The sequence below is a fragment of the Serratia sp. JSRIV002 genome, assembly GCF_019968725.1.
Taxonomy (GTDB): Bacteria; Pseudomonadota; Gammaproteobacteria; order Enterobacterales; family Enterobacteriaceae; genus Chania; species Chania fonticola_B.
The window spans coordinates 5,058,601-5,082,249 of sequence record NZ_CP074143.1; the positions used below are offsets into that span (position 1 = coordinate 5,058,601).

At 49.5% G+C, this 23,649-nt stretch carries 25 protein-coding genes, 1 tRNA gene and 2 pseudogenes; 6 read left to right on the forward strand and 22 right to left on the reverse strand.

Annotated elements, in window-relative coordinates; translation table 11 throughout:
- Positions 1 to 2 precede the first annotated feature (2 nt).
- From tssG to tssB, 6 genes are read right to left on the reverse strand one after another with little or no spacing between them, the layout of a single operon-like run.
- Positions 3 to 938 (reverse strand): type VI secretion system baseplate subunit TssG, encoded by a 936-nt coding sequence (tssG, locus tag KGP26_RS23715; RefSeq protein ID WP_223498381.1) that lies wholly within the window; start codon positions 936 to 938, stop codon positions 3 to 5.
- On the reverse strand, positions 929 to 2,725 hold the full coding sequence (gene tssF, locus KGP26_RS23720) for a type VI secretion system baseplate subunit TssF (RefSeq protein WP_223498382.1): 1,797 nt from the start codon (positions 2,723 to 2,725) through the stop codon (positions 929 to 931). The genes tssG and tssF overlap by 10 nt, the downstream gene beginning before the upstream one ends.
- On the reverse strand, positions 2,722 to 3,132 hold the full coding sequence (locus KGP26_RS23725) for a GPW/gp25 family protein (RefSeq protein WP_223498383.1): 411 nt from the start codon (positions 3,130 to 3,132) through the stop codon (positions 2,722 to 2,724). Before KGP26_RS23725 ends, tssF begins: the two co-directional genes overlap by 4 nt.
- A 43-nt stretch (positions 3,133 to 3,175) precedes the next feature.
- A complete protein-coding gene (locus KGP26_RS23730; protein WP_021806329.1) occupies positions 3,176 to 3,658 on the reverse strand; it encodes a hypothetical protein in 483 nt (160 codons plus the stop codon).
- A 26-nt stretch (positions 3,659 to 3,684) separates the two neighbouring features.
- Positions 3,685 to 5,166 carry a type VI secretion system contractile sheath large subunit gene (gene tssC / locus KGP26_RS23735; protein ID WP_021806330.1) on the reverse strand — a complete coding sequence of 494 codons (1,482 nt, stop codon included), beginning with the start codon at positions 5,164 to 5,166 and terminating at the stop codon, positions 3,685 to 3,687.
- Positions 5,166 to 5,651, reverse strand: a complete 486-nt coding sequence (gene tssB / locus KGP26_RS23740) for a type VI secretion system contractile sheath small subunit (RefSeq protein ID WP_021806331.1) — start codon at positions 5,649 to 5,651, stop codon at positions 5,166 to 5,168. Before tssB ends, tssC begins: the two co-directional genes overlap by 1 nt.
- A 544-nt stretch (positions 5,652 to 6,195) precedes the next feature.
- Here tssB and KGP26_RS23745 point away from each other — a divergent pair.
- Positions 6,196 to 7,086 carry a helix-turn-helix domain-containing protein gene (locus tag KGP26_RS23745; RefSeq protein WP_223498384.1) on the forward strand — a complete coding sequence of 297 codons (891 nt, stop codon included), beginning with the start codon at positions 6,196 to 6,198 and terminating at the stop codon, positions 7,084 to 7,086.
- 55 nt (positions 7,087 to 7,141) lie between these two features.
- On the opposite strand, the gene KGP26_RS23750 is transcribed toward KGP26_RS23745, so the two are convergent.
- Entirely contained in the window at positions 7,142 to 7,840 is a 699-nt protein-coding gene (locus KGP26_RS23750) for an IS6 family transposase (RefSeq protein ID WP_223498385.1), read from the reverse strand.
- 62 nt (positions 7,841 to 7,902) lie between these two features.
- On the opposite strand from KGP26_RS23750, the pseudogene KGP26_RS23755 reads away from it, so the two are divergent.
- The 4 genes and pseudogenes from KGP26_RS23755 to KGP26_RS23770 form a co-directional block, all read left to right on the forward strand.
- Positions 7,903 to 8,058, forward strand: a pseudogene (locus tag KGP26_RS23755) (helix-turn-helix domain-containing protein); the annotation flags it as partial.
- Between the two features lie 287 nt (positions 8,059 to 8,345).
- A tRNA-Ile gene (locus KGP26_RS23760) sits at positions 8,346 to 8,422 on the forward strand.
- 339 nt (positions 8,423 to 8,761) lie between these two features.
- On the forward strand, positions 8,762 to 9,019 hold the full coding sequence (locus KGP26_RS23765) for a TraR/DksA family transcriptional regulator (RefSeq protein WP_223498386.1): 258 nt from the start codon (positions 8,762 to 8,764) through the stop codon (positions 9,017 to 9,019).
- A gap of 226 nt (positions 9,020 to 9,245) precedes the next feature.
- Positions 9,246 to 9,578, forward strand: coding sequence for a hypothetical protein (locus KGP26_RS23770; protein WP_223498387.1), 333 nt, complete (start codon positions 9,246 to 9,248; stop codon positions 9,576 to 9,578).
- 638 nt (positions 9,579 to 10,216) lie between these two features.
- Here the strand turns inward: KGP26_RS23770 and KGP26_RS23775 are convergent.
- Positions 10,217 to 10,726, reverse strand: coding sequence for a phospholipase D family protein (locus KGP26_RS23775; protein ID WP_223499710.1), 510 nt, complete (start codon positions 10,724 to 10,726; stop codon positions 10,217 to 10,219).
- 27 nt (positions 10,727 to 10,753) lie between these two features.
- On the opposite strand from KGP26_RS23775, the gene KGP26_RS23780 reads away from it, so the two are divergent.
- Positions 10,754 to 11,452, forward strand: a complete 699-nt coding sequence (locus KGP26_RS23780; RefSeq protein WP_223498388.1) for an IS6 family transposase — start codon at positions 10,754 to 10,756, stop codon at positions 11,450 to 11,452.
- Here the strand turns inward: KGP26_RS23780 and KGP26_RS23785 are convergent.
- The 14 genes and pseudogenes from KGP26_RS23785 to KGP26_RS23855 all read right to left on the reverse strand — a co-directional run bounded on the left by KGP26_RS23785 (position 11,417) and on the right by KGP26_RS23855 (position 23,387).
- Entirely contained in the window at positions 11,417 to 11,755 is a 339-nt protein-coding gene (locus tag KGP26_RS23785; protein WP_371822219.1) for a DUF2913 family protein, read from the reverse strand. The two genes, KGP26_RS23780 and KGP26_RS23785, sit on opposite strands and share 36 nt — an antisense overlap.
- 28 nt (positions 11,756 to 11,783) lie before the next feature.
- Positions 11,784 to 12,731 carry an Rpn family recombination-promoting nuclease/putative transposase gene (locus KGP26_RS23790; RefSeq protein ID WP_223499796.1) on the reverse strand — a complete coding sequence of 316 codons (948 nt, stop codon included), beginning with the start codon at positions 12,729 to 12,731 and terminating at the stop codon, positions 11,784 to 11,786.
- A gap of 524 nt (positions 12,732 to 13,255) precedes the next feature.
- The gene (locus tag KGP26_RS23800) at positions 13,256 to 13,477 is read right to left on the reverse strand and encodes a hypothetical protein (RefSeq protein WP_223499795.1); all 222 of its coding nucleotides are present in this window, start codon (positions 13,475 to 13,477) and stop codon (positions 13,256 to 13,258) included.
- 347 nt (positions 13,478 to 13,824) lie between these two features.
- The gene (locus KGP26_RS23805) at positions 13,825 to 14,055 is read right to left on the reverse strand and encodes an ANR family transcriptional regulator (RefSeq protein ID WP_223499794.1); all 231 of its coding nucleotides are present in this window, start codon (positions 14,053 to 14,055) and stop codon (positions 13,825 to 13,827) included.
- A 104-nt stretch (positions 14,056 to 14,159) separates the two neighbouring features.
- Positions 14,160 to 15,197, reverse strand: a complete 1,038-nt coding sequence (locus tag KGP26_RS23810) for a fimbrial protein (RefSeq protein ID WP_223499793.1) — start codon at positions 15,195 to 15,197, stop codon at positions 14,160 to 14,162.
- 120 nt (positions 15,198 to 15,317) lie between these two features.
- On the reverse strand, positions 15,318 to 16,013 hold the full coding sequence (locus KGP26_RS23815) for an IS6 family transposase (protein ID WP_223498400.1): 696 nt from the start codon (positions 16,011 to 16,013) through the stop codon (positions 15,318 to 15,320).
- Positions 16,014 to 16,075: 62 nt separating this feature from the next.
- A pseudogene (locus KGP26_RS23820) lies at positions 16,076 to 16,261 on the reverse strand (hypothetical protein); the annotation flags it as partial.
- A 28-nt stretch (positions 16,262 to 16,289) separates the two neighbouring features.
- Positions 16,290 to 17,225: an Rpn family recombination-promoting nuclease/putative transposase gene (locus KGP26_RS23825; protein ID WP_223498417.1), complete on the reverse strand. Its 936-nt coding sequence runs from the start codon at positions 17,223 to 17,225 to the stop codon at positions 16,290 to 16,292.
- Positions 17,222 to 17,587 (reverse strand): helix-turn-helix domain-containing protein, encoded by a 366-nt coding sequence (locus KGP26_RS23830; protein ID WP_371822070.1) that lies wholly within the window; start codon positions 17,585 to 17,587, stop codon positions 17,222 to 17,224. The genes KGP26_RS23825 and KGP26_RS23830 overlap by 4 nt, the downstream gene beginning before the upstream one ends.
- Positions 17,588 to 17,627: 40 nt before the next feature.
- On the reverse strand, positions 17,628 to 18,323 hold the full coding sequence (locus KGP26_RS23835) for an IS6 family transposase (protein WP_223498418.1): 696 nt from the start codon (positions 18,321 to 18,323) through the stop codon (positions 17,628 to 17,630).
- 119 nt (positions 18,324 to 18,442) lie between these two features.
- On the reverse strand, positions 18,443 to 18,712 hold the full coding sequence (locus KGP26_RS23840; RefSeq protein ID WP_223498419.1) for a PAAR domain-containing protein: 270 nt from the start codon (positions 18,710 to 18,712) through the stop codon (positions 18,443 to 18,445).
- Positions 18,709 to 19,863 (reverse strand): type VI immunity family protein, encoded by a 1,155-nt coding sequence (locus tag KGP26_RS23845; RefSeq protein ID WP_223498420.1) that lies wholly within the window; start codon positions 19,861 to 19,863, stop codon positions 18,709 to 18,711. The genes KGP26_RS23840 and KGP26_RS23845 overlap by 4 nt, the downstream gene beginning before the upstream one ends.
- 16 nt (positions 19,864 to 19,879) lie before the next feature.
- The gene (locus KGP26_RS23850) at positions 19,880 to 21,217 is read right to left on the reverse strand and encodes a VRR-NUC domain-containing protein (RefSeq protein ID WP_223498421.1); all 1,338 of its coding nucleotides are present in this window, start codon (positions 21,215 to 21,217) and stop codon (positions 19,880 to 19,882) included.
- A gap of 4 nt (positions 21,218 to 21,221) precedes the next feature.
- Positions 21,222 to 23,387: a type VI secretion system Vgr family protein gene (locus KGP26_RS23855; RefSeq protein WP_223498422.1), complete on the reverse strand. Its 2,166-nt coding sequence runs from the start codon at positions 23,385 to 23,387 to the stop codon at positions 21,222 to 21,224.
- Positions 23,388 to 23,649 lie beyond the last annotated feature (262 nt).

The following is a 23,649-nucleotide window of genomic DNA, read 5'->3' on the forward strand; positions in this document are numbered from 1 at the left end:
TTTCAGTTTCCTATTAAAGAGTGACAAACCGGCAGACAAACCTGACGTACCGACATTGCCTCACTCTGGCTAATGGAGGCACTGAATCCGAGTTGACCTGTGCCAAGAGGAACCGCTTTGCTATGACTTATTTCGAGATAAATAGAGAAGTCCAGCACCGGGCCAACGTATTCACGGATACGTTGCCAGATTTCCTGATAGTATTTTCCTTGTGGAACGAAATGTTGCGCCGCAGTCTGCTCTATTGGCCCTAATATCACGTTGAAATGAGACTGGATATCCCAACGCACAGAACCAATCATTGGAGCGTTTTCCAGTTTCTGATCCACGTGGCCTAAACGACAGCGCTCTATTTCACTGAGCGGTAACCATTTGCCGGCAAATGGGCGAATTTGCACAGGGACGTTGAAGTAATGACCGAGCCAAGCCTCCAGGTTAACGACGGTCCTTACCGGTGAGGAAAAAAGGTGCGTGTATCGTTCTGATGCTGTCGTCAGTGGCCCCGTACAAGCCTGTGCAATCTGTTGCACAAGGGGCCTGGCCTCAAATTCGGCCTGCGCATAGAAATGGTTCTTTTGCCATGCCAGGTAATCGAGACAATAAAGTCTATGATCAAACATATTCAGAAAGGCTTTGGCACTGTCGTCACCATAGCGGTAATGGCGCTCTATCATCCACTCAGTGTAGGCCGTTGGTAACGCCCCCTGCCCCCCCGTCAGTCCATGTTGCCACAAGGTGACGCAGAGTCGCTCCTCCGATAATTGACGTGCGATACTCGCCACCTGGCCGTCGGTTTTTTTCAGTGAAAGCGTCGATGTCAGCGACAACTTCCTGTCCAGAATCTCAAGCATGGGCGTTTTGCCATCACGCAGTTTGCGCAGCAACACTCTGATCTGCTGATAGAAACTGAATTTGCTGGTGATGCGCGTTAAATCCACGATAGTCTCCCTACCCGGATCGGATAAGTGTGGCGAGTATACGGCTCATTTTCGATGATAGTGGTCACGCGACTGAAGCTGTTGACGGGCGCGTAGAGGCCGAGGAAATGGTCTAGAAAACAGCACAGTAGATAATATTCCGGCTCGTGGAGCATGTCCTGATGGAAAACAAGTGTCAGTTCGATGCCCCTAGCCAGCGAATGCGGATCATTGCCATTCAGGCGCGCAGTCACCGGCTGTACCTCAATGCGCAGCAGCATGTCAATCATACGGGTGATCTGCGGAAGCTCCTGGACGTTATAGAGCATTAAAGTTTCGCGTAAAATATTCGCCCCATCCGTGCTGCCAAGTGACATATGATTGATTGAGAGTTGTGAAATCAGGCGCCACTGCACCGCATTGCTAGCAGGCGGCATAATGGGACGGGTTGGCCGGTTCAACGCGAGGATTTTTATCCCGGCAAGTGGCATATCTGCGTCAAAATCGCCTTCTGGGTGGCCATTTTTCATCTGGCTAGGGAGTGAGTGATTGGTGCATGAAAGGCTGATCGTAACGATATCTGCATCTGATGTAACAACTTCGGCGGTGGTATTGGCAAAAGCAATAAACACCTTGTTATCCGTTCCGTTCGCTGTCACGGTTTGACGCTGAAAACTTTGCCAGTAAATACCGGAGCCCTCCGCCTGGCGCGTATGCTGGATACCAAACAACGGAAGTATTGGGCGCATGACGATATTGTCATGCTGCTTAGTTTGAGCAATCACATCGTTGATGGCCCAGATATCAATCTGATCCTGCCTGCGAATATCCGGGATCACCGGGTATTCTGCCGTACCTTCATTAAGCATGATAGGCTCAGCACATTGTGCAAACAGGTTCACCGCTGGCGTACAGTGCAGTCTGAAGAAGTTCTCATCAATGAGTCCAGCCAGCTTTTCCAGATGAGGCGCCAGATGAGTGCGGTTGAACACGACGTCCAGTTCAAACGTCGTATTGGCCGAAGCCCTGAACTGTTTGGGTAGCTGTAAATCCAAAAAATGAAACTTTTGTGGGAAACAGAAATACTCCTGTAGCAAGGCGTAAATAGATGCTATTCGTGGGTCTTTGGCCAACACGCCTTCTTGAGCCTGAAATCCCACCGGATTCACCGAATTGGGTTTGAGAGAATAATGCTGCTCACCATAATGCAGGCTCAGCGTTTTTATGGCTGAACAGAGCAGGGTATAGATCATATTCACGGCATTACTGGGGCCATGTAGAAATACGCGTAGATTGTCCCCATTGACAGTGGCTCCAGACCAAACATCAAATCGCAGATGCAGACACCAATTCAAGCTGTTTTTATCGAAAAAAAACCGTGCATTGTTGATCGCAAGAGGTTGTAGCGTTACGGCGTAAACGGTTTGAAACTGGCAGACTGCCTCGCTAATGTGACGTGAAAACAGCGACGTTCCAGCGGGAATCGTCGTCTTTTCAGTTATGCCACTTTTCAACCGATCTGGCTCAACAGCCACAATACACGTAGACGGGATAGGCCTGAGAAACTGAGGAGCCAGTGTAGTGAGAAGCGCTTGAGCCACTTCAGGCATATCGTCATCTAATCGTTGGTGGATCCGCGCGGTTAATAAGGCAAAAGATTCGATGAGCCTTTCAACATGAGGATCTTCCGATCCTCCGTCAACCATGCCTAACCGTCTGGCAATTTTAGGGAAACGCTGGGCAAAGACTTTGCCATGCTGCTTCAAAAAAACCAGCTCCTTCTGGTAGTACAAGAGCAGCTTATTCATACGAGTGAAATCCTACTGGCACACTCATCCCATACCAGTTGAAACAACATGGGTTCTTCCCGATACTGCGCCTGTATGTCAAACATAACCTTGGCCGTCTGACGAGAACCTGCCTTGACCGCAACATGAGTAAGCCTGGGTTCAAAGCGATGTAATGCATTTTTTATTCTCTGCTCAATAACCCGTTTCTGTTGTTCAAATTCAGTCAACTGCGTCACAGAGGCGTTAATGCCATAATTTAAGACAGAACAGTTAACCAAAGAAATATCCTCAAGAAACGCTAAGCGTGAGCATGAAGAAAAAAGCATCCCCAGTTCATTTAACAACCAATTGTTATTTTCCTCAAGGAACGAGTCCTCCTCCCTATCCGGGTTGTTATCGCTCAGGCGCAGCAATAGTGACGGCATTTTACACTCTCAAAAAAAATGGATCTGCACTGCATTCACGTTATTATTTAAGGGATTTTTCTGGAATGTCATATTTAATTGGGCCGATTTTATCCAGACTGGTATCCATCGCATTAGGCACGTTAAAGGTCACCTCAACCATCCCCTCAAAATCGAAAGCAATGTTCATAAAGAGTTTTTCACGCATTTCAAAGCGTATGTAATTAATATTACAGTCATTATAAACTGTACGTTGTATTTCATAATCCTGATCAAAATGATCTGAACCACGATGAACAATGGTTATTGTGATTTTTTTATAGCCACGTTGTAAGTATTTTTCATACAAGTTGCTGCTATCCTTTGTCACCAGAATAGAAGCATGGACAGATTCAAAGTGGGCACCATCTTTACCCGAATAGGTGGAAAGCCCCTCCGGAGAATAAGCCTCCATCCAGTTTTTGTATTTCTTTTCTTCAGAAGAACCAGAGACCACTTTATTGTCAATTTTAATTTCAATAAACTGACAGTCTTTCAACTTTGCCATTATGAATATCCAATACATTAATGATGTTAAATACTGACTGTTGCAGGTAAGTTTGCGACTAATCGCAAAGACATACTTAAACCTTCAAGCTGGAAGTGGGGTTTTAGATAAGCAATGGCACGGTAAGTACCAGGAAACCCCGGTACTTCAACAACTTCAACACTGGCCTCGCGTAACGGATGTCGGGCTTTGGTTTCCGGCCCTGCATTATCTGAAGCGACAACGTACTGCATGAGCCATTTCTGCAAATACTCCTCACATTCATTACGCGACATAAAACTGCCTACTTTGTCCCGCACGATAGATTTCAGGTAATGAGCAAAACGCGATGTCGCCAGAATATATTGTAGCTGTGTAGAAAGATGGGCGTTGATATTTGCCTGTTCAGAATTATATTCACGCGGTTTGTTGACCGATTGCACCGCAAAGAACGCGGCATAATCCGTCCCTTTACAATGCACCAAAGGAATGAAACCAAGGTCAGATAACTCTTTCTCTCTGCGGTCAGAGATGGCGATTTGTGTTGGGCACTGCATCAAACGCTCGCCGTTTTCCGCGATGTAATGGTACGCCGGCAGCGCGTCAACCAGCCCTCCCCCCTCCACGCCTCGGATCGAGGCACACCAGCCGTACTCTTCAAAGGATTGTACGATACGCCCCGCCAATTCATAGGCAGAGTTAACCCACAGGTAGTCAGAACCCACCGCATCTTCACGCAGGTACTCAGTAAAATTGAAGGTGTCGACACTCACTGTTCTTGCCCCGTAAGGCATCCGCCCGAGGACTTGGGGAAGTGTCAAGCCGATGTAACGGCTATCCTCTTTTTGCCGAAAAGAACGCCAGCGGGCGTAATCACTGGTTTCGAAAAGCTTTGCCAGATTGCGTGGTGCCTGCATTTCAGAAAAATTGTTCATCGACAGCATTCCGGGCGCAATAGCGCTCAGAAAAGGGGCATGCGCCGCAGCAGCAACATGGGAAATGTGCTCCAGCAGCTCAATATCCTGGGGGGTATTATCGAATTGAAAATCGCCGATAAATGCAGCAAAAGGCACGCCACCAAATGTGCCATATTCACTTTCATACACACATTTAAACAAGGTCGATTGGTCAAAGTCAGAAGCGGACTTAAAATCTTTGCTTAAATCACGCTTGGTACATTGCAACAATCGAATCTGAGTATTCTCGGTAGCGCTTGCCTGTACGAGTTTATGCAGCCCGCGCCAGGATGACTCTTTACGCTGAAATTCCGGTGCATGAATGATGAGACTGATTTGTCTGGACAGAAGTTCATCAATTGCAGCAATGCGACCTTCAATACTCCCAATAAGATCACTTGAAACCACAATTGCACCAGAAACGACTTCCGTCAGGAAATGACGGAGCTGCGTTTGCATACGATGCCGATCAGATTCTCGCCGGATCGCCTGAGTGTTATCAATGACTTGGTTCAAATAACCCTCGTTAACCACAGCAGGCATGCTCCGTAACAATTCGGATTCGATAGTCATCACTCACCATCCTTTGTTTGACTTGATACTGATGAGATAAGCTTGGGTTGCTGTAGCAACGTGAGCAGATGTTCTTTCAACATTTCATTACCGGCAGCACGGTTACGTAGATCGCACAAAATCTCCCGCAGCTCGACAAGTTTTCGTAGTGGCTCAATTTGCCCAGCAATATGATCTGGCGAGAAATCGTCAATATGGTTAAAGACCAGGGAAACCGACAGTTTCCCCTCTTTGCCCGGCAACACGCTATCGACAAGAAACTCACCCTCTGGCCTCATTGACGACATGATCTCGCTGAAATTATCCTTATTGATATTAAGGAACTTACGTTCACGCAACGTATTGTCAGGCTGTGTAAAATCACCAAGTACACCGATCACCAAAGGTAACTCTTTAATCTTTTGTTCATCGCCTATTTCTACGTCGTATGTAATCTGTACCCTAGGGGACTTATCTTTATTTAATTTGTGCTGTGTGCTGCTCATATGTGGTTCTACAAATAAGTGACAGGTTGAAATGTCGACACTATTGCCAATGACTTCATCAAACCTCAACGGCTGACGACCTCTATGTTTACAATTAGCGATTAAAGATCAAAAGGTTGAGTTGATTAAAATACTCACGAGAAGATCAATTTTTCAGTACTTGGGTCACCACAGACTGTCAAGCGATGTAAATATGGGGGAATGGCTGTAAATTTAGTTGACAAAAAACACCTCATGCAAATCTTGTCGATTGTAATGGTACGAAACACTGAATATGTCAGCCACTTTACAACAACACAAAAAAACAATCAAGCGTGGTTGATTGTTTTTTTGTGTTGTTGTACTATCTCCCAGAGCTAATAGTATTGCTGCCTATACATTTGTTTAATAATTATGGATAAAAATTTGATATTAATAAGTGTTTCAATTAAGAAATGGTGAATCCGTTCTCCTTTCACATCTAATTTATTGTGCAAAAAAACCGACAGAGACGTACTGGCAGAGTAACTTCCTGCCAGATAAATGAGTAATGAATTGAGAATAAATGATGCTGGCGCAGGAAAAACATATTTCGGAGTTACTGGTATGGATCGACAAAAACCTTTGTAACCCACTTTCTTTGGATATCATTTCTGAAAGATCCGGCTATTCAAAGTGGCATTTACAACGCATGTTCCGCCAACAAACCCATCGCTCTATAGCCGCATACATCCGAGCTCGCCGTCTCTATCTTGCGGCCCTCTCCTTACGCTACACACAGAAAAGCATCCTGAAAATTGCGTTAGAATACCAGTTTGATACACAACAAACATTCGCACGTTGCTTCAAAAAACACTTTGGTGAAACTCCCGGTGCTTATCGTAAGGCGCGGCAACATCACTTCAATCACCTAGAACCCCTTCTGTCATTGGTTCCTGCTAAAGACATTTCGATTGATTATGTTAATATCGCTCCAAAAGAGTACTCACTATCGGGACAATATTATTCTTACCATTTACCTGTTGAGAAACTAGATAGCTCACATGCTAAGATTCGTGATGAAATAAAAGAACGATTTTATAACCAATTTAAACTGCGCCCTGAAAAAACTTATGCATTGACTCGTTTTATACCTGCCGGTGAACAAGTCAAGGTTGACTATATTGTCGCTGTCGATAGAAAGTACGCAAATGGGCGTATTCTACGTGAGCTCCCCAAAATAAGTGGGAAGTTTTGCCGATTCCGTTATTCCGGCAAACCCGTCGATTTGCATGAACAAATCGTCAGTATTTATACTAAACTCTTCCCCCTATTTAACTTGGTGCGCCGTGAAGGATACGATCTAACGCAGTTTCATTATTCATTCGACAGCGATAAAATATTACATTTGGAATACGAGTATCTGATTCCGATCATTCATAACCAGCACATTTCAAAGTCATCGTTGCCTGTATAAACGGTTCTGTCGCATTAACGGGCACAGGCCAGCCAAAGTGGGTGTTGCCGATTATTTAGGCAGCCAACAGATAAAATTGTTCCGCAGGTGACAATACCTCACTTTCCGGATGCTGATATTGTCCTTTGCGTATCATGTGGATCAATTCGATGCCCGCCAAAAGCCCCTGTGCCCGTCGAAACGATTTGAATCCCAGCATCGGTCTTATCCGGCGTTTGATATTGCGGTGATCTTGCTCAACCAGATTGTTTAGGTACTTACTTTGCCTCACTGTAATCGTTTCCTCATCGGGTTTGTCGGCGTTGAGCGTGGCCAAAGCCGCTGTGTTGGCCCCACTTTTATCGATAGTGACCCCCTCGGGTTCGCCGTGATGACGTATGGCCTTGCGGAAGAAGCGCAATGCGGCGGCGGCATCACGTTTGGCAGTGAGCAGAAAGTCGATTGTCTGGCCTGATGTGTCAACAGCCCGGTACAGATACTTCCACTGCCCGTTCATTTTGATGTAAGTTTCATCCATTCGCCATCGACGACCCACCGAACGTTTATGCCGGCGGAATGCCTTGTCCAACAACGGCACCAGACGGATAACCCAGCGATGCAGTGTGGAATGGTCAACAGCAATGCCGCGTTCAGCCATCATTTCCTCGAGATTGCGCAAGCTAAGGGCATAAGCCAGATACCAACGCACACATTGCGCGATGATATCGATGGGATAATGCAAGCGTTTAAAGGCATCATTTCTGATCAGAGACATTAATAGGCAACATTACAAAAAAACAGCATATTACCTGACGCCGCCTTAACGCGACAGAGCCCAAAGGCGTCAGGTTTGGCCGCAGGCGCACCATCGACCGTAACGCAGTGCTTGCGCTTCGTCAGGAAGGTAATGGTGCTACAGCTATAGCCAGGGAGCTAAGCATCGCCCGCTCTACGATATATAAAATTCTGGAAGACGATAATCTTACACAATAGAGCCTGTTTTTTAAAGTTAAGATAATGATAAAAATAACTTTTTAGACGTTAGGTGGCACTTTTCGGGGAAATGTGCACGGAACCCCGACCTTTGTGCTTTCCTCATGTGATTTGTTGGAAGTATAAACATATCTTTACAATTTGAAGACAAAAAAATACCTGTCTTGGGGTATAAAAACGATGCCTGACATGCCCATATGACCAGGTACCCCAACTATTTTGAGATTTGGAAAATCTCCTCACGCAGGTAATGCATACCTGCGTTTTTTTTACTATTTTTTGATGAAGGCCCTTTAGCTCAGTCGGTTAGAGCGCGCGACTCATAATCGCTCGGTCGCTGGTTCGAGTCCAGCAAGGGCCACCAATTACGATTATCGCATATTGGCTATTCGCTCTGTGTCCAGGCTGATGGTGTGGCGAAGACGGTAGATGGCTTGATACACAGGCAAAGGGGACATTCTGGTTTAGGGATCTCCACTCTCTGAATTTGCGGACAGCTGAATGTCCCCTTTGCTGTGATGAGTGTCTCTCCCCGACTATGATGCCTGCCAGCGGTATGTTTCTGTCGTTACGCGCTTTAACGATAACATCATCAACCTAAAAAATGGCGGTTGTTGAGACAAGGGGCTACGTTTACAAGCTGTAATCGTGTTAGGCGGGCCACCCATTGGCTCAATGTGTATTTACCGGGATTGATAAAATCATGGCAGATATTGCTGATGAAGCACAGAATGAACATGAAAAGATGATCGAACGTGGCTTGATGGCCATACGGTCACAGTTTACAGCAAGCAGTGCGCTTGTCTGCCAAGATTGCGGTGAGCCGATACCGGAACGACGTCGTCACCTGTTACCTGGTGTCAAGACCTGTGTCCTGTGCCAGGAGCGAAAAGAGTTCCAGCATAAGGTTGGGGTTTATCCTTTGTTGACTCGCCATGCTGTCAATCAGGACGAAGAGTGATTGGTGGATCTATAGGGGGATGAAGCCCAACTGATTAGAAAAGTACGTTAGCGTGTCAACATTTTTATTTCCAGACAACCTATATATATCTATGAAGCTAATCTGGTAAAACTTTCAAAAAAAATTGCCGTGTTTTTCCCTGCGGTTGTGATCCCAATCCCTATAGGCGACAGCTGACGTTTATTTGTTTATCCCGTTATTTTTAAACTATTTTGGTGTGGTTCTTATGAAGCTAAGTACAAAACTACGTTCATTTACTTTTTTAGTTGTCGGCGGGTTATCGATATTAACATCTAACGCTGTCGCATCAACTCCGGATGTATGGGACGAACATAATAAAATGGTTATAGCTAGCTGTATTAAAGCAAGCAACTTTAAGGAAATAACGCCAGTTGTAAGCAGGTTGATGGGGTTTTCAGATGAAGTTGGTTATACGGCACTATTATTACAGGGTTTTTATCCTCAACAACATATGGAAAATCAAAAGGGGCGGGAACTTTGCCTTTTCAATAAAAAAACGCAAAAAGCCTATATCAGCGAAGTTGACGGTTATCAATAATAGATAGGGGGTGTTGGTACCAGCGTCCATACTGAGCAATGGGCGGTTTTTTGCTTACCATTCTGATGTTCATTTATGGGATCTTTGCCGCGATGACGCTACCAATACTGCAGATCAGGAAGAAACATCTTGATGATTAGGTGGTTGGTCTTAGCGAGGCAGAAACAAAAAAACCACCAAAAAAGGTGGTTTTTTTGTGCTGTTCAGGTTAGCGGCCTTCCCAGCAGGGCTGTGTTACCAACGTAACGCAAGCGCATCCAAGTGCCTATATTTTGGGCTGCTTTACATGCACTGTCAAGTGCCTGTTCGCGAAAGGTTAGTGTACAATATGGTGGGGCCTTCCCGCTGTGTAGCAACGGGCATCGGATTCAGGGAGGGATTTCCAACGGCCGTAAACGCAAGCGCATCCAAGTGCTTGTATTCGCGGTTTCATCTCCGGTGGTGGCATCGTGAAGCGGTCTTCGCAAAGGACCGCACAATGAAACGGTACATTTGTATTGTCATCGTTGTATCTGGTGCATTGTTGTCATCTGGGAATGGGGGTTGGAGTATTTCCAACAACTCAATTTCGGTGATCATCAACGCAGCAGACAAGTAAGCCAGGTGACCGCCCCTATATTGGGGCGGTTTCCTTACGCTCAGTATGACGACTGCCAGTCTGTACCGTCATCCCAGCGTGACTGCCAGTGTGCCAGGTACGACTGAGCCAGTGCAGGCATCTCGCGTATGACCAAGACACTTTCTGAGTTGGCCCGGGCCGCAGCTCTCGTGTAGTTAAAACTTCCTACTTCAACAGTATGATTATCCTGAATAATTACCTTATCGTGCATAATGGCGTAGTGACCGTTCGTCCGTAACTGAATTCCTGCGTTCACCACGATGTTTATTGCGGCCTGATTAGCCTTATTCCGGTTTCCTTTATCATCAAGCACGATTTTTACGTCCACTCCGCGCTGATGTGCATTGACCAGTGCTTTTACGACCTCCGGTGAGGTGAAAGAGTAGCCCATCATGCGGATGCTCTGTTTTGCTGAATCTAAGGTGTTCAGAACCAACTGCAGTGCGCTGCCTTCCGGAGAGAATCCTGCTTCAATAGTCGGTGTCGCAATGACAGGGCTCTGTCGCGTTAAGGCGGCGTCAGGTAATATGCTGTTTTTTTGTAATGTTGCCTATTAATGTCTCTGATCAGAAATGATGCCTTTAAACGCTTGCATTATCCCATCGATATCATCGCGCAATGTGTTCGTTGGTATCTGGCTTATGCCCTTAGCTTGCGCAATCTCGAGGAAATGATGGCTGAACGCGGCATTGCTGTTGACCATGCCACACTGCATCGCTGGGTTATCCGTCTGGTGCCGTTGTTGGACAAGGCATTCCGCCGGCATAAACGTTCGGTGGGTCGTCGATGGCGAATGGATGAAACTTACATCAAAATGAACGGGCAGTGGAAGTATCTGTACCGGGCTGTTGACACATCAGGCCAGACAATCGACTTTCTGCTCACTGCCAAACGTGATGCCGCCGCCGCATTGCGCTTCTTCCGCAAGGCCATACGTCATCACGGCGAACCCGAGGGGGTCACTATCGATAAAAGTGGGGCCAACACAGCGGCTTTGGCCACGCTCAACGCCGACAAACCCGATGAGGAAACGATTACAGTGAGGCAAAGTAAGTACCTAAACAATCTGGTTGAGCAAGATCACCGCAATATCAAACGCCGGATAAGACCGATGCTGGGATTCAAATCGTTTCGACGGGCACAGGGGCTTTTGGCGGGCATCGAATTGATCCACATGATACGCAAAGGACAATATCAGCATCCGGAAAGTGAGGTATTGTCACCTGCGGAACAATTTTATCTGTTGGCTGCCTAAATAATCGGCAACACCCACTTTGGCTGGCCTGTGCCCGTTAATGCGACAGAACCGTTTGCCAGCCGGGCCGTGTTTGCGGCCACGTTCGAGTAACCACTGGATGTCAATCGCGACGCTCCTGGGGAAGCGTTTTTGCTTTTGGGCGGTGGCCAGCCAGCGGATCAGAAACAGGTTTTCGGCATAGGGCGTGCCGGCGATGCCGTCCTGGCGCGCCAGCCCCAACGCCACCAGGGCGCAGAACGCCAGATGGCTGAGTGCTGAGGTAGTGTTCTCTGTGGTCACGGATTCGGTTTTATCTAACAATGGCTACCCTGCCCGTTGACGCAAAGGATTAGTGGCGGATCTGCGCCAGGTCGTCAGCGGTCAGACCGGTCATTTTCATTACCGAATCGCGATCGAGACCGCTGGCCAGCATGGCACGGGCAATTTTCAGTGATGCTTCACGCTCACCTTCTTGGCGCCCTTTTTCCATACCGCGCTGTTCACCCAATTGGATACCTTTCTCGATACCCTTCTCTATGCCTTTTTGTTCAAGCTGTTGTGCGATGGTCATCAGTTCCTCCTCATGTTGCGGTACCCGCAGGGCCAGTGCGCGAACAAATGCTTGTGCATCCGCCGATTCACCTGCCTGGATAATATAGTGTATCAGCGAAATGACCTGTGGCGAAGACAGATAGCCCGCCAGCAGAATGGCGGACAGTCTGTCCGTCAGTTCAGCCAGGTCGCGCTGGCGAATATGTTTCTGCAGCAGGGTCAGGGCGGCCATGCTGCGGTGGTTCATGATGTCTTCGTCGGGGATGACCGTTACATCAACCAGCGGAAAATCGCCGCTATACAGTTTCCCGGCCAGTGTGGGGTCATCAAACTCCTGCAGCCAGTTGGTGGAATACGGATACGGGCTGCGTTTGCCGGTATAGAACAGGACGGGGATGACCAATGGCAGCTTTTTGTGACCTGCTTCAAGATGACGCTGCATGGCGGCCACTGCGTATCTGAGCAGCCTGAAAGCCATGTGTTTATCCGGTGTTGATTGGTGCTCGATCAGCACCATCACGTAACCGTCAGCGCCGGTGGTGGTTTTCAGGCTGTAGAGCACATCACTGAAATACTGGCGTAGGTCATCCTCGACAAAGGAGCCGGACTCCAGTTTCAGCGTGCTGAGGTCGCAGAGGGCGCGCAGTTCAGCCGGCAGATGGATGTCCATGAAGTCGCGCGCAATCTCGGGGTGCGTCAGAAATTGGCGGAATGTGGCATCATGGGGGGTAGGATTTTTTTTCATGGGGCTATCGTAGCACGTTCAGTGATTGGCGCACTATGGCTGAGCGGGGCTTCCCCCTTAGGCAAGATGGTACCTGGAAGGGGGCTACGCCGGAAACACCGGACGCCAAACGGCTCTGTGATTCGCCAGGAAGTCATCGCTAGGCCAGCCGAGCTGGAGTGATAGGGGTTTGAGGGCCAATGATGTAAAAAACCACGCTAAGGAGATAATTTATTGTTTATGTTGAATGTGATGGCCCTGGCAACTCTCAGGGCCGACTGCCATTGTCTCAGACTGCGTCAGAACTTCACGTTAACTTTTGCCCACAAGGTGCGGCCCGGTTCATTAACAGACGTATTCGCGGAATAGCCGAAACTGCTGTTTCCAGCAAGGTTCAGGTGTTCGCTGTAATCCTTGTTGAACAGGTTATCGACACCCGTGCTGACTTTGACGTACTTATTGGACTCTGTCGCGTTAACAACGGTAAGAAAGCTGCATAAAAAAGAAGAAATGACAGTGTCCGCTATTGCCAGTACACCTCACGTCTACTCCTCAGGTGACTCGGCTTTCCATTCGTCGACATGACCAACGACTTTCTCGTCATCCAGAGAGGCTTTCTCCTTGAGGCCCGCCTCATACGCTGCCTCGTGGATCCGTTTCATCGCTGCAGACCGATCCGGGCGAGTAATGCGACTCATGCTCTCTGCCGAGAAGCGTGATGCATCCACTTCAAAATGAACAATACCCACCTTTTTCAGATAGCCCACCAGGGTTTCCAGTTTTTTAAACTGCCTAACCTGCTGGCTGCGTGATATCAGCGTGCGCTCAACGACGCCGTATCTGACCCTCAGTATCCAGCATACAACACTCGCGTGGCGCTGACGGCACCAGCACCAACCAGACTGCGCAGGAGGGTATGGTCGAGGTTTTCTGTTGCCATGACATTGTTCTCCGATAAGCGTGTGGCCTGTTAGATAGCCAAAAAACAACACCTGGGCGACCATGGCGTGAAAATACCGCCCGTTGGCCGCTATGGTGCACTCTCCCTGTAGCGCTCTGTTTACCAGGCTCCGCAACAGAGAGAGGAAGTGCGCCACTGCAAGCCATGCTCACACTACGTCGTTGACTCACCCACGGCGACATCACCGGCATCCCCTGTCATCGGCAACTTGGCCCTTTCCCTGACGCGACAATGGTCGCTACGAAGCTCCGCCCATCGGCCATTGTCGCTGTTTTTAGCCCCCCCTGCTGCCTGGCCCCATAGACTGGCAGCCTCTTGCCAGGACATCGCCCTCTCGGCCTTTGCCGCCATCGTGGCTATATGCACAAAACCTTGTCTTTTCACTGCCTTTTACCTGCTGGCTCATTGGCCGCTCTGCCGTAGTGAGGAAAGACACCCTCACTACGTTGATACTATGGATGAAACCGCTCGCTCAGGCCTGACATTAATCAGGGCAGTCCGATTTGCAGGACTGCCGTACCTGCAAAACCGCCTGCCGCGGGCAACGCTGATGGGTTTCTCACCAGATTGAAGGTGATTGCATCAGTACCGTCACCATTCACCATCTGGGCGGTGTACCTGCCGTTCACGCCGACAACACTGCTGCCCTTGACCAGGGAGACACCCAGGCCAGAGTTGCTGGTACCGATTAAACGGTTATCGAACGATGCAGTCTGTGGTGCCTGCAGGGTAATACCAATGCCCTGTGTCACCGTTTTATCCGAGCAGCTATAGGAAAGATTTTTGGTTACAGAGTAGCTACCGGGGTTCGTCGGAACGGTGGATATTTTAGAGTCAACCACGTTACCGAAATCAACATCCAGAGAAGCACCTCCATTGATGGTGCAGGTGTTCGGCCAAAGGGTTATCGAACTTCTTGCAATAAGGTTTAGAGTCATGGGAGCGGGGCTTAATAAAGCTCCACCAATGACGTTATATGTCGTTGTTCTGAATGTACCAATAATATCCCCATTATTAACCTGAAGCGAAACAGGCCTCGCAGACCTCTCGATGTAGAAAGTCATATTGGGGGTCACTGCCGGACCTGTTGTAGCTCCCCCGGACACGGAGCCACCGACGGATGCATAACAAGGAGCACTTAAAATCTTGGTGGTCGATGGTATTGGAATAGGTATTTTTGTACCATTCAGCAACAATCCCCCTGTGAGACCCGAAACGGAATTCACTAAAGGAATCGTTAGTCCATTAGGATCCACATACATATCGTTGTCACTGTTATTGGAGCAACGCCTTGATGAAATCGGGAGATCCTCTCCATACCTGCAAGAAAGTTCGATAGGCCCGTATGTTACCGAGTTGCCATCACTACCAGGAACAATATCCACAAGAAGATCAATGGTCCCACCACTGTTAAGAAACAGCCAATTTGGCATGGAAGGTGTTTTACAAATGAACGCTTGTGCTGGATAAGCGCAGCCAAGGATGGCAAAAGCACTCAGGGTTTTTACGAGAATTGGTATACGCATAATTTTTTTCAACCATGTAATATTGTGAGTGCGCTAGTGTGTTTGCATTTAGGTCGGCCATCCGTAAGGTTCTGTCGCATTAACGGGCACAGGCCAGCCAAAGTGGGTGTTGCCGATTATTTAGGCAGCCAACAGATAAAATTGTTCCGCAGGTGACAATACCTCACTTTCCGGATGCTGATATTGTCCTTTGCGTATCATGTGGATCAATTCGATGCCCGCCAAAAGCCCCTGTGCCCGTCGAAACGATTTGAATCCCAGCATCGGTCTTATCCGGCGTTTGATATTGCGGTGATCTTGCTCAACCAGATTGTTTAGGTACTTACTTTGCCTCACTGTAATCGTTTCCTCATCGGGTTTGTCGGCGTTGAGCGTGGCCAAAGCCGCTGTGTTGGCCCCACTTTTATCGATAGTGACCCCCTCGGGTTCGCCGTGATGACGTATGGCCTTGCGGAAGAAGCGCAATGCGGCGGCGGCATCACGTTTGGCAGTGAGCAGAAAGTCGATTGTCTGGCCTGATGTGTCAACAGCCCGGTACAGATACTTCCACTGCCCGTTCATTTTGATGTAAGTTTCATCCATTCGCCATCGACGACCCACCGAACGTTTATGCCGGCGGAATGCCTTGTCCAACAACGGCACCAGACGGATAACCCAGCGATGCAGTGTGGCATGGTCAACAGCAATGCCGCGTTCAGCCATCATTTCCTCGAGATTGCGCAAGCTAAGGGCATAAGCCAGATACCAACGAACACATTGCGCGATGATATCGATGGGATAATGCAAGCGTTTAAAGGCATTCCTGATCAGAGACATTAATAGGCAACATTACAAAAAAAACAGCATATTACCTGACGCCGCCTTAACGCGACAGAGCCCCTGGGGAAGCGTTTTTGCTTTTGGGCGGTGGCCAGCCAGCGGATCAGAAACAGGTTTTCGGCATAGGGCGTGCCGGCGATGCCGTCCTGGCGCGCCAGCCCCAACGCCACCAAGGCGCAGAACGCCAGATGGCTGAGCGCTGAGGTAGTGTTCTCTGTGGTAACGGATTCGGTTTTATCTAACAATGGCTACCCTGCCCGTTGACGCAAAGGATTAGTGGCGGATCTGCGCCAGGTCGTCAGCGGTCAGCCCGGTCATTTTCATGACGGTGTTGTGGTCGAGGCCGTTCTGCAACATGGTGCGGGCAATTTTGAGTGCCTCTTCCTGCCTGCCCTTCTCAATGCCCTTCTCTATACCGCGTTGTTCACCAAGCTGGATACCCTTCTCGATGCCTTTTTGTTCAAGCTGTTGTGCAATAGTCATGAGTTCATCCTCGTTTTGCGGAACCCGCAGTGCCAGTTCACGTATGAAAGCTTCGGCATCCGACGATTCACCGGCCTGGATAATATAGTGTACCAGTGAAATTACCTGTGGCGAAGAGAGATAGCCGGCCAGCAGTATGGTGGCCAGTTTATCCGTCAGTTCCGCCAGGTCACGCTGGCGAATATGTTTCTGCAGCAGGGTCAACGCGGCCATACTGCGGTGACCCATGATTTCCTCGTCGGGGATGACCGTTACATCAACAAGCGGGAAATCGCCGGTATACAGTTTCTCCGCCAGCGCCGGATCATCAAATTCCTGCAGCCAGTTGGTCGAATAAGGATATGGGCTGCGTTTGCCGGTATAGAAAAGTACCGGAATGACCAACGGCAGCGTTTTATGGCCGGCGTCGAGGTGGCGTTGCATGGCGGCGACGGCATATCGGATGAGGCGAAACGCCATGTGCTTATCAGGACTCGATTGGTGTTCGATAAGTACCATCACGTAACCGTCAGCGCCGGCGGTGGTTTTCAGGCTGTAGAGCACGTCGCTGAAATACTGGCGCAGATCATCTTCGACAAAGGAGCCTGACTCCAGTTTCAGCGTGCTGAGGTCGCAGATGGCCCGCAGCTCTGTCGGCAGATGGATGTCCATAAAGTCGCGGGCAATCTCGGGCTGCGTCAGGAATTGCCGGAATGTCGCATCATGGGGTGTGGGATTTTTTTTCATGGGGTTATCGTAGCACGTTCGGTCACCGGTTCACTATGGCTGAGCAGAGGCTTCACTCGCTCACCGGGCAGGATGGCGCCAGGATGTTGCAGTCGCCAGGCTTTTAATATCCGGTAGACGCTGGCCTTGCCAATGCCCAATTGCTCGGCAACTGCTTCGCGGGTTAATCCGGCCATCGTTAATTCAATGACCTGCTGCGTTTTCGCCTGGGCCGTCGGTTTTCTTCCTTTATATGCACCCTTGGCTTTTGCCCGGGCAATGCCTTCCCGCTGGCGTTCCTGGCGCAGGCGTGTCTCGAACTCGGCAAAGACGCCCAACATATCCAGGAAAGCTTTGCCGGAGGCGGAAGGGTTCTGTCGCATTAACGGGCACAGGCCAGCCAAAGTGGGTGTTGCCGATTATTTAGGCAGCCAACAGATAAAATTGTTCCGCAGGTGACAATACCTCACTTTCCGGATGCTGATATTGTCCTTTGCGTATCATGTGGATCAATTCGATGCCCGCCAAAAGCCCCTGTGCCCGTCGAAACGATTTGAATCCCAGCATCGGTCTTATCCGGCGTTTGATATTGCGGTGATCTTGCTCAACCAGATTGTTTAGGTACTTACTTTGCCTCACTGTAATCGTTTCCTCATCGGGTTTGTCGGCGTTGAGCGTGGCCAAAGCCGCTGTGTTGGCCCCACTTTTATCGATAGTGACCCCCTCGGGTTCGCCGTGATGACGTATGGCCTTGCGGAAGAAGCGCAATGCGGCGGCGGCATCACGTTTGGCAGTGAGCAGAAAGTCGATTGTCTGGCCTGATGTGTCAACAGCCCGGTACAGATACTTCCACTGCCCGTTCATTTTGATGTAAGTTTCATCCATTCGCCATCGACGACCCACCGAACGTTTATGCCGGCGGAATGCCTTGTCCAACAGCGGCACCAGACGGATAACCCAGCAATGCAGTGTGGCATGGTCAACAGCAATGCCGCGTTCAGCCATCATTTCCTCGAGATTGCGCAAGCTAAGGGCATAAGCCAGATACCAACGCACACATTGCGCGATGATATCGATGGGATAATGCAAGCGTTTAAAGGCATTTCTGATCAGAGACATTAATAGGCAACATTACAAAAAAACAGCATATTACCTGACGCCGCCTTAACGCGACAGAGCCCAAAAAGCAGGCTTAGCGTAGGATATTTAATGAGATGGTCACTCCCTCCTTCCCGGTACTATGCTGATGCCACCAACTTGCAGCCACCAGGGCAACCACAGGTCACTTTGTGTCCTTCAAGGGCAATCTCCACACCTGCAATATTGGCCAGCGAGCTGCCTTCACTGATCACGCCTGGTGCCTTACAAACCGGGCAGAAAACCGGGTCGCCCTTGCGGGCGAGCGCCTGAGTTTGATTGGCCAAGGGGGAGCCACTGAGCACTTTACCCCCGGTGGTAGTGGTATCCCCCACCAGGATAACCTTTTTCCCCTGTACGACCGTTCTCATGCCCGTGGAGCCTGGACATTACCATCATCTTCCGCTTCACTGGCCAGATCCCACCAAATGACCTCTCCCGCTTTTCCGGCCGGGGCCATTTCGCCTTGCTTAATAATGCGCATGGTGTGAGGGAATGAGGGAGTCGTCCAGTTGCCGGTCACCAGCGCCGGAGTGCCCGATTCTAATGGCGACAGTGATAATGGCCCCTGGTCATAACGGGAATACCAGGCAAGAGTCGATTGTTCATCGAATTGATTGACCCCGTAAGAATGCAGGGAGTGCCCTTCCTGTGGCTGGACACGTATCGGGCGGATCAACTGGTTGACGGCCAGATATTGCGGTGATAATCCTGCCGTCAACGGGGTCAAGTCCGGGTATTGTCCGGCGCGGATTAACAGCCCGCCGGGATAATGTTCAACGCCGATCTCTGGGTCATGGGAGAGCACCTGACGTACCCAGTCCTCACCGCCTAACCGCTTGATATAACGATTATCTAAAATGGTGATCCAGTTAACGCCACGACTGCTATCCGTGTACTGCATGGCGTCGGCAAAGACGTTTGCATTCACCTGTAGTGGGGGATAGCGTTTAGCCAGTTCATATTCAAGAGGACAGTAGTCATCAAAATCAAATGGCATGCTCAGACAATACCCACAGTCCCCGCTATCGGGTTCCAGTTGTTGGCACAGGTAAGTCAGCCAGTCATTAAAACGCGCCATACCCTGTGTTTCTTTAAGGTAAAACCAGGGCAAGACCAAACTCAGATAAGAGTTTTCGTTATCATCGTCATCACCCGAATCCAGATACCCCATAAGGCAGTTGGGGGCTTCAGACATATTTTTCGCATCGCTAATTTCCCAGCCACCGTAGTCATGAATGCCTTTATTGCGGATGCTGTCTTCCACCTTAGCGATATTTTCAGGACTGTATTTTTTCATTCCTTTAAAGGAATGCGTGTGAAAGCGTAAATGTGTACCGAATTCTGCACGGAAGCGGCTAAAACAGGCCAGTATCTTCTCCCGTTTTTCCAGGGTGTAACCCTGTTTAAAAAACAGGGTGATCGACAGACCCAACCGGCTAACAACAACATCGTTATTGTCGGTAAAGGTAAATTCAGGCACCCGCTGTTCCAGTAATGCCGTGTATTCAGTGTGTTGCATTGTGACTCCTGATAAATTATTGCGCGACGACCAAGGTACCGCCGCCCACCGCCGCCAGTGCGGCGAACAGCCCGGCAGCTGCGGCTCCCCCTGCGGCGACAGCCGCAGCGACAATCGCAACCAACGCCACCACGGCGGCGGCCACGGCGAGCGTCACGATAATGACAGCCCCAGTCACTGCGGCTTGGATAACCAGTTGTACCGTGCCATTGCCAATATCGGACAATATCTGTACCCATTCGATCTGTTTTAAATACTCCAGGGTTATCTCCGACCCTAACAGCACGGTTCGCCATAAGTCCTGGCACTGCGCAACGCTCCAGGTGATGATTTCACCGGTTTGCTTGCTCATCCAGGAGAACACATAGTGGGTTTGCTGAGTGAGGGGGTCGAGCACTTGCTGGCAGAACCAATCCCCTTTCTCGGAGACCCAGGCACCAAACTGGTGAAACATCTGACGAGTGCTCTTGCTGACATATTCCCAGCCCTCTTCTGCCAGGCTGGAAACCTCATTACCTAACATCACCCAGTCTTCCACCGACGGCATAAAATCCCAGGGGGACGTGCTCAATAACGGCAGATTTTTATGTAATGGCTGCGGAAGGGTTCCCGGCACCCCTTCAGGTGGTGGAACAGGGACAGGACGCGGCTGATCTCCCTGGTACGGCGGCAGTAAGGCATATTTTTCTGCACTGGGGCTGAAAGCGGCATTGTATTGTTTGTCGTACTGCTTTTGTTTCTCAGTACGGTTATCCTCAATACGCAGAACACCAAAACGGGCGTTTGTCGCTATCGCAATATAATCTCTCCGCTGATCTTTGGATAAGGTATCGCCTGGAAACTTCACCTCGATCAACATCTTCAAGTTATCGGCATGGAACTTATCATCAAAATAGGTGGCTTCGCGTCCAGGCCAACGCTTGTCGGTTTTTTTAACCAGAATGATGTCCGGGCGGCGTATTCGCTTTACATTACGTTTTATCCAATCTTCGCGTGAAGGCCGAGCAAACGGGTTGCGGGATTGTGGCAGATCGTCTTTATATTTCTCTATTGATTTTTTACTGGTAGCCAGCATGGGCAGAGGGACGGGTTTCGCCATCGCAAAGACGACCTCGGCTTTATAGGGCCAGCGATATTCCTCTTTTTCCTCTTCCTTCTGGATAAGACCGCTCATAATCAACTGGTTTAAAAAACGCACCAAACCGGCTTTGGTGACAATACGTAGTGGCAGGCGCATGGCAATTTCGGCTTTCTGTGCCAGGTAACAGGGGTCTTCATCGCCAGGAAATCTCCCGAGTTCCATCGTGCAGGTAATCGAGGTCACTGTCGGACAAATATTGCCTGGATTGCTCATCTTCTTACTCCTTGAATTCCATGACACGTTCTACCGGTGCATTGTCGCTGGCCTGGTAATAGGTTTCTTTCGCCGGTTTTTGGGTTTCCGGTAGGCCGAGTTCCAGATTGTCTTCTTTTTCGGAACGCACCATCAGAGTTCTGCCCAGTGCATCGGTTTTGCCTGAAACCACCTGACCGTTGGCCCCCTTGATGGTGTAGGGCGTATTAATCAGTGGCGCTCCCGTGCGTTCATGCAGCAACGTATAACGGGCAGAGTAATTAAACAGCGGAGTGGTGGGCATGACACCGGAAGCGTGTTCGGCCAGCGTAATACTCAGCCCTTCAATGCGGATATGGCCCATGGGATCAATCACAATGCGGCCCCCGGCATTGCCGATCTCAATCTGGCCGCTGGCAGAGTGGATCGAGATATGTTTGCCAACCTTCAGGGAGTCATTGTCTGCAATGTCAAGAAAGCGGCTTTTCTTCACGACCGTGGTCTGCTGGCCTTCGAGGGTGACGTTTTGATCTTTCGCCACCGTGAGCGTCTGATATCCGCCGATAGACTCGTCATCATCGACTTTGATCACCGAGGTGCGGTTATTATCGACCGTCAGTGTCATATCCCGGTTGATGGTAGTCGTCTGATCCCGCAGTACGTCGGTATTCATATCCTGTTGCGCATGAATATAAATTTCTTCACCGCCCCGAAGATCCTCAAACCGCAGCTCATTGAAGCCGTCGCCTTTATGGGTTTTTGAGCGTAGGGCCATCTGGGTTTTGGTCGCCGGTAAGTCACCGGGTGGCAGATTGTTAGCATGATAGGTACGGCCAATAATCACGGGCTGATCGGGATCACCATTGAGAAACTCCACAATGACCTCATGACCAACACGCGGAATAGCTAACATGCCCCAGCCTGCTCCCGCCCAAGGATGCGAAACCCGTACCCAGCAGGAGCTGGTATCATCCGTTCTGCCAGAGAGATCCCAGGGAAAGCGCACCTTGACCCGGCCGTACTCATCGCAATAAATTTCCTCAGACCCCGCTCCGGTGACGATCGCCACCTGTGCACCATCGATGCGCGGTTTTGGCAGCGAAAGGGGACGCCAGGTTTGCTTGTCGGGTATAAAGGTAAACTGGCATCCCAACGTGGTGCCCTGTTCCCCGGTGGCCTCTTCCAATGCTTGCGGCTGTCTGCCGGTGTGCGTAGCCCCGGTGATTTGCCACCGTGCGTTATGGGTTTCCAGCGGATGATTTTCCAATCTAAACCACACACCAGGTTGGAGCGCCGGGCTGTTGGCCGCGCCTTCTCCCTGATGCGCGTCGTTACGCAACGCCTGGACGCGCCAGCGGGCAAATTGATCGCCTGTTGGGCCAGTGCCTTTGAAGCGACCAGGATAGTCATAATGGCGATAATCGAAAGCCTGGTGTTCAAGGTCATTGGCAGACTCACGGGATTCTGCCTGCCAACTTGGATTTTTGAAGGTGTAATCTTTCAGCAAGACTTCAGACGAGCGCAGACTTTCTTTGCGACGAAAAGTACTGATACACAACTCGTCCGAATCTGCCCTTTTGGCTGGATGGTAAGGGAGTGTTGGCCCGGTATCCAGTGCGGCGCAATCATCGGCAAAGACCAACGTGTGTTGCTGATCTTTATGCTCAAAGAAATAGAAAATCCCTTCCTCAGCGGCAAGGCGATCGAGAAATTCTGCGTCACTTTCCTGGTACTGGACGCAGAATTCACGCCTGGCATGGGTATCACGCAAAGCAAAAGCATAGTGACTGATATGATGTTCTTTCAATAACGTTTCCAGGATCTCCTGAACATTCCGCTGTTGAAAGATGCGTGAATTTCTGACTAATCCCGCGCGCCAGAGTGCGGGGCGTATACTCAGGCGGTAATGTGTCTGATGGAGTCCAGTGTCTCCCTGTTCCACTTCAACCACGATGCCATTGACGATCCGCTGTACCTCGGTATCGCGCCAGATAGTCAGCGTGGCGGTTCTATCCAAAATAGCAGCGAACTCGATGCTGGGATTGGCACTGGCAGCCTCAAGTTCAAGGATAAATGGCGTAGAGAACTGTTCATGCAACGTAAAGCCTGATACCACGAAAGTTTCTGGTTCCAGACTGCCCACACTCAGCGTAAAGCGAAGCCCACTGGCTTCCTTGCTCAAGCTTGCCATCCGGCTTCCTTATTTATGGCGTGAATATGTTTCCGTTAAATAAAAAAATTTTGTATGTATACATAAAAAATGTTAATGCATATAAAAGAACAGCACAACTAATAAGTATTTTCCAGGTCAGTTACGAGTGGATAGAAGCTCTCCGATGAGCCTGGCTAGTTTGACAAAGTACTACTATTTGGCTTTATTGCCCCCTGATCTCAGACCAGTTAATTTAGAAAGGATCAAGAAGGATCCTCCCCCATCCTGCTAGACAAAGCTT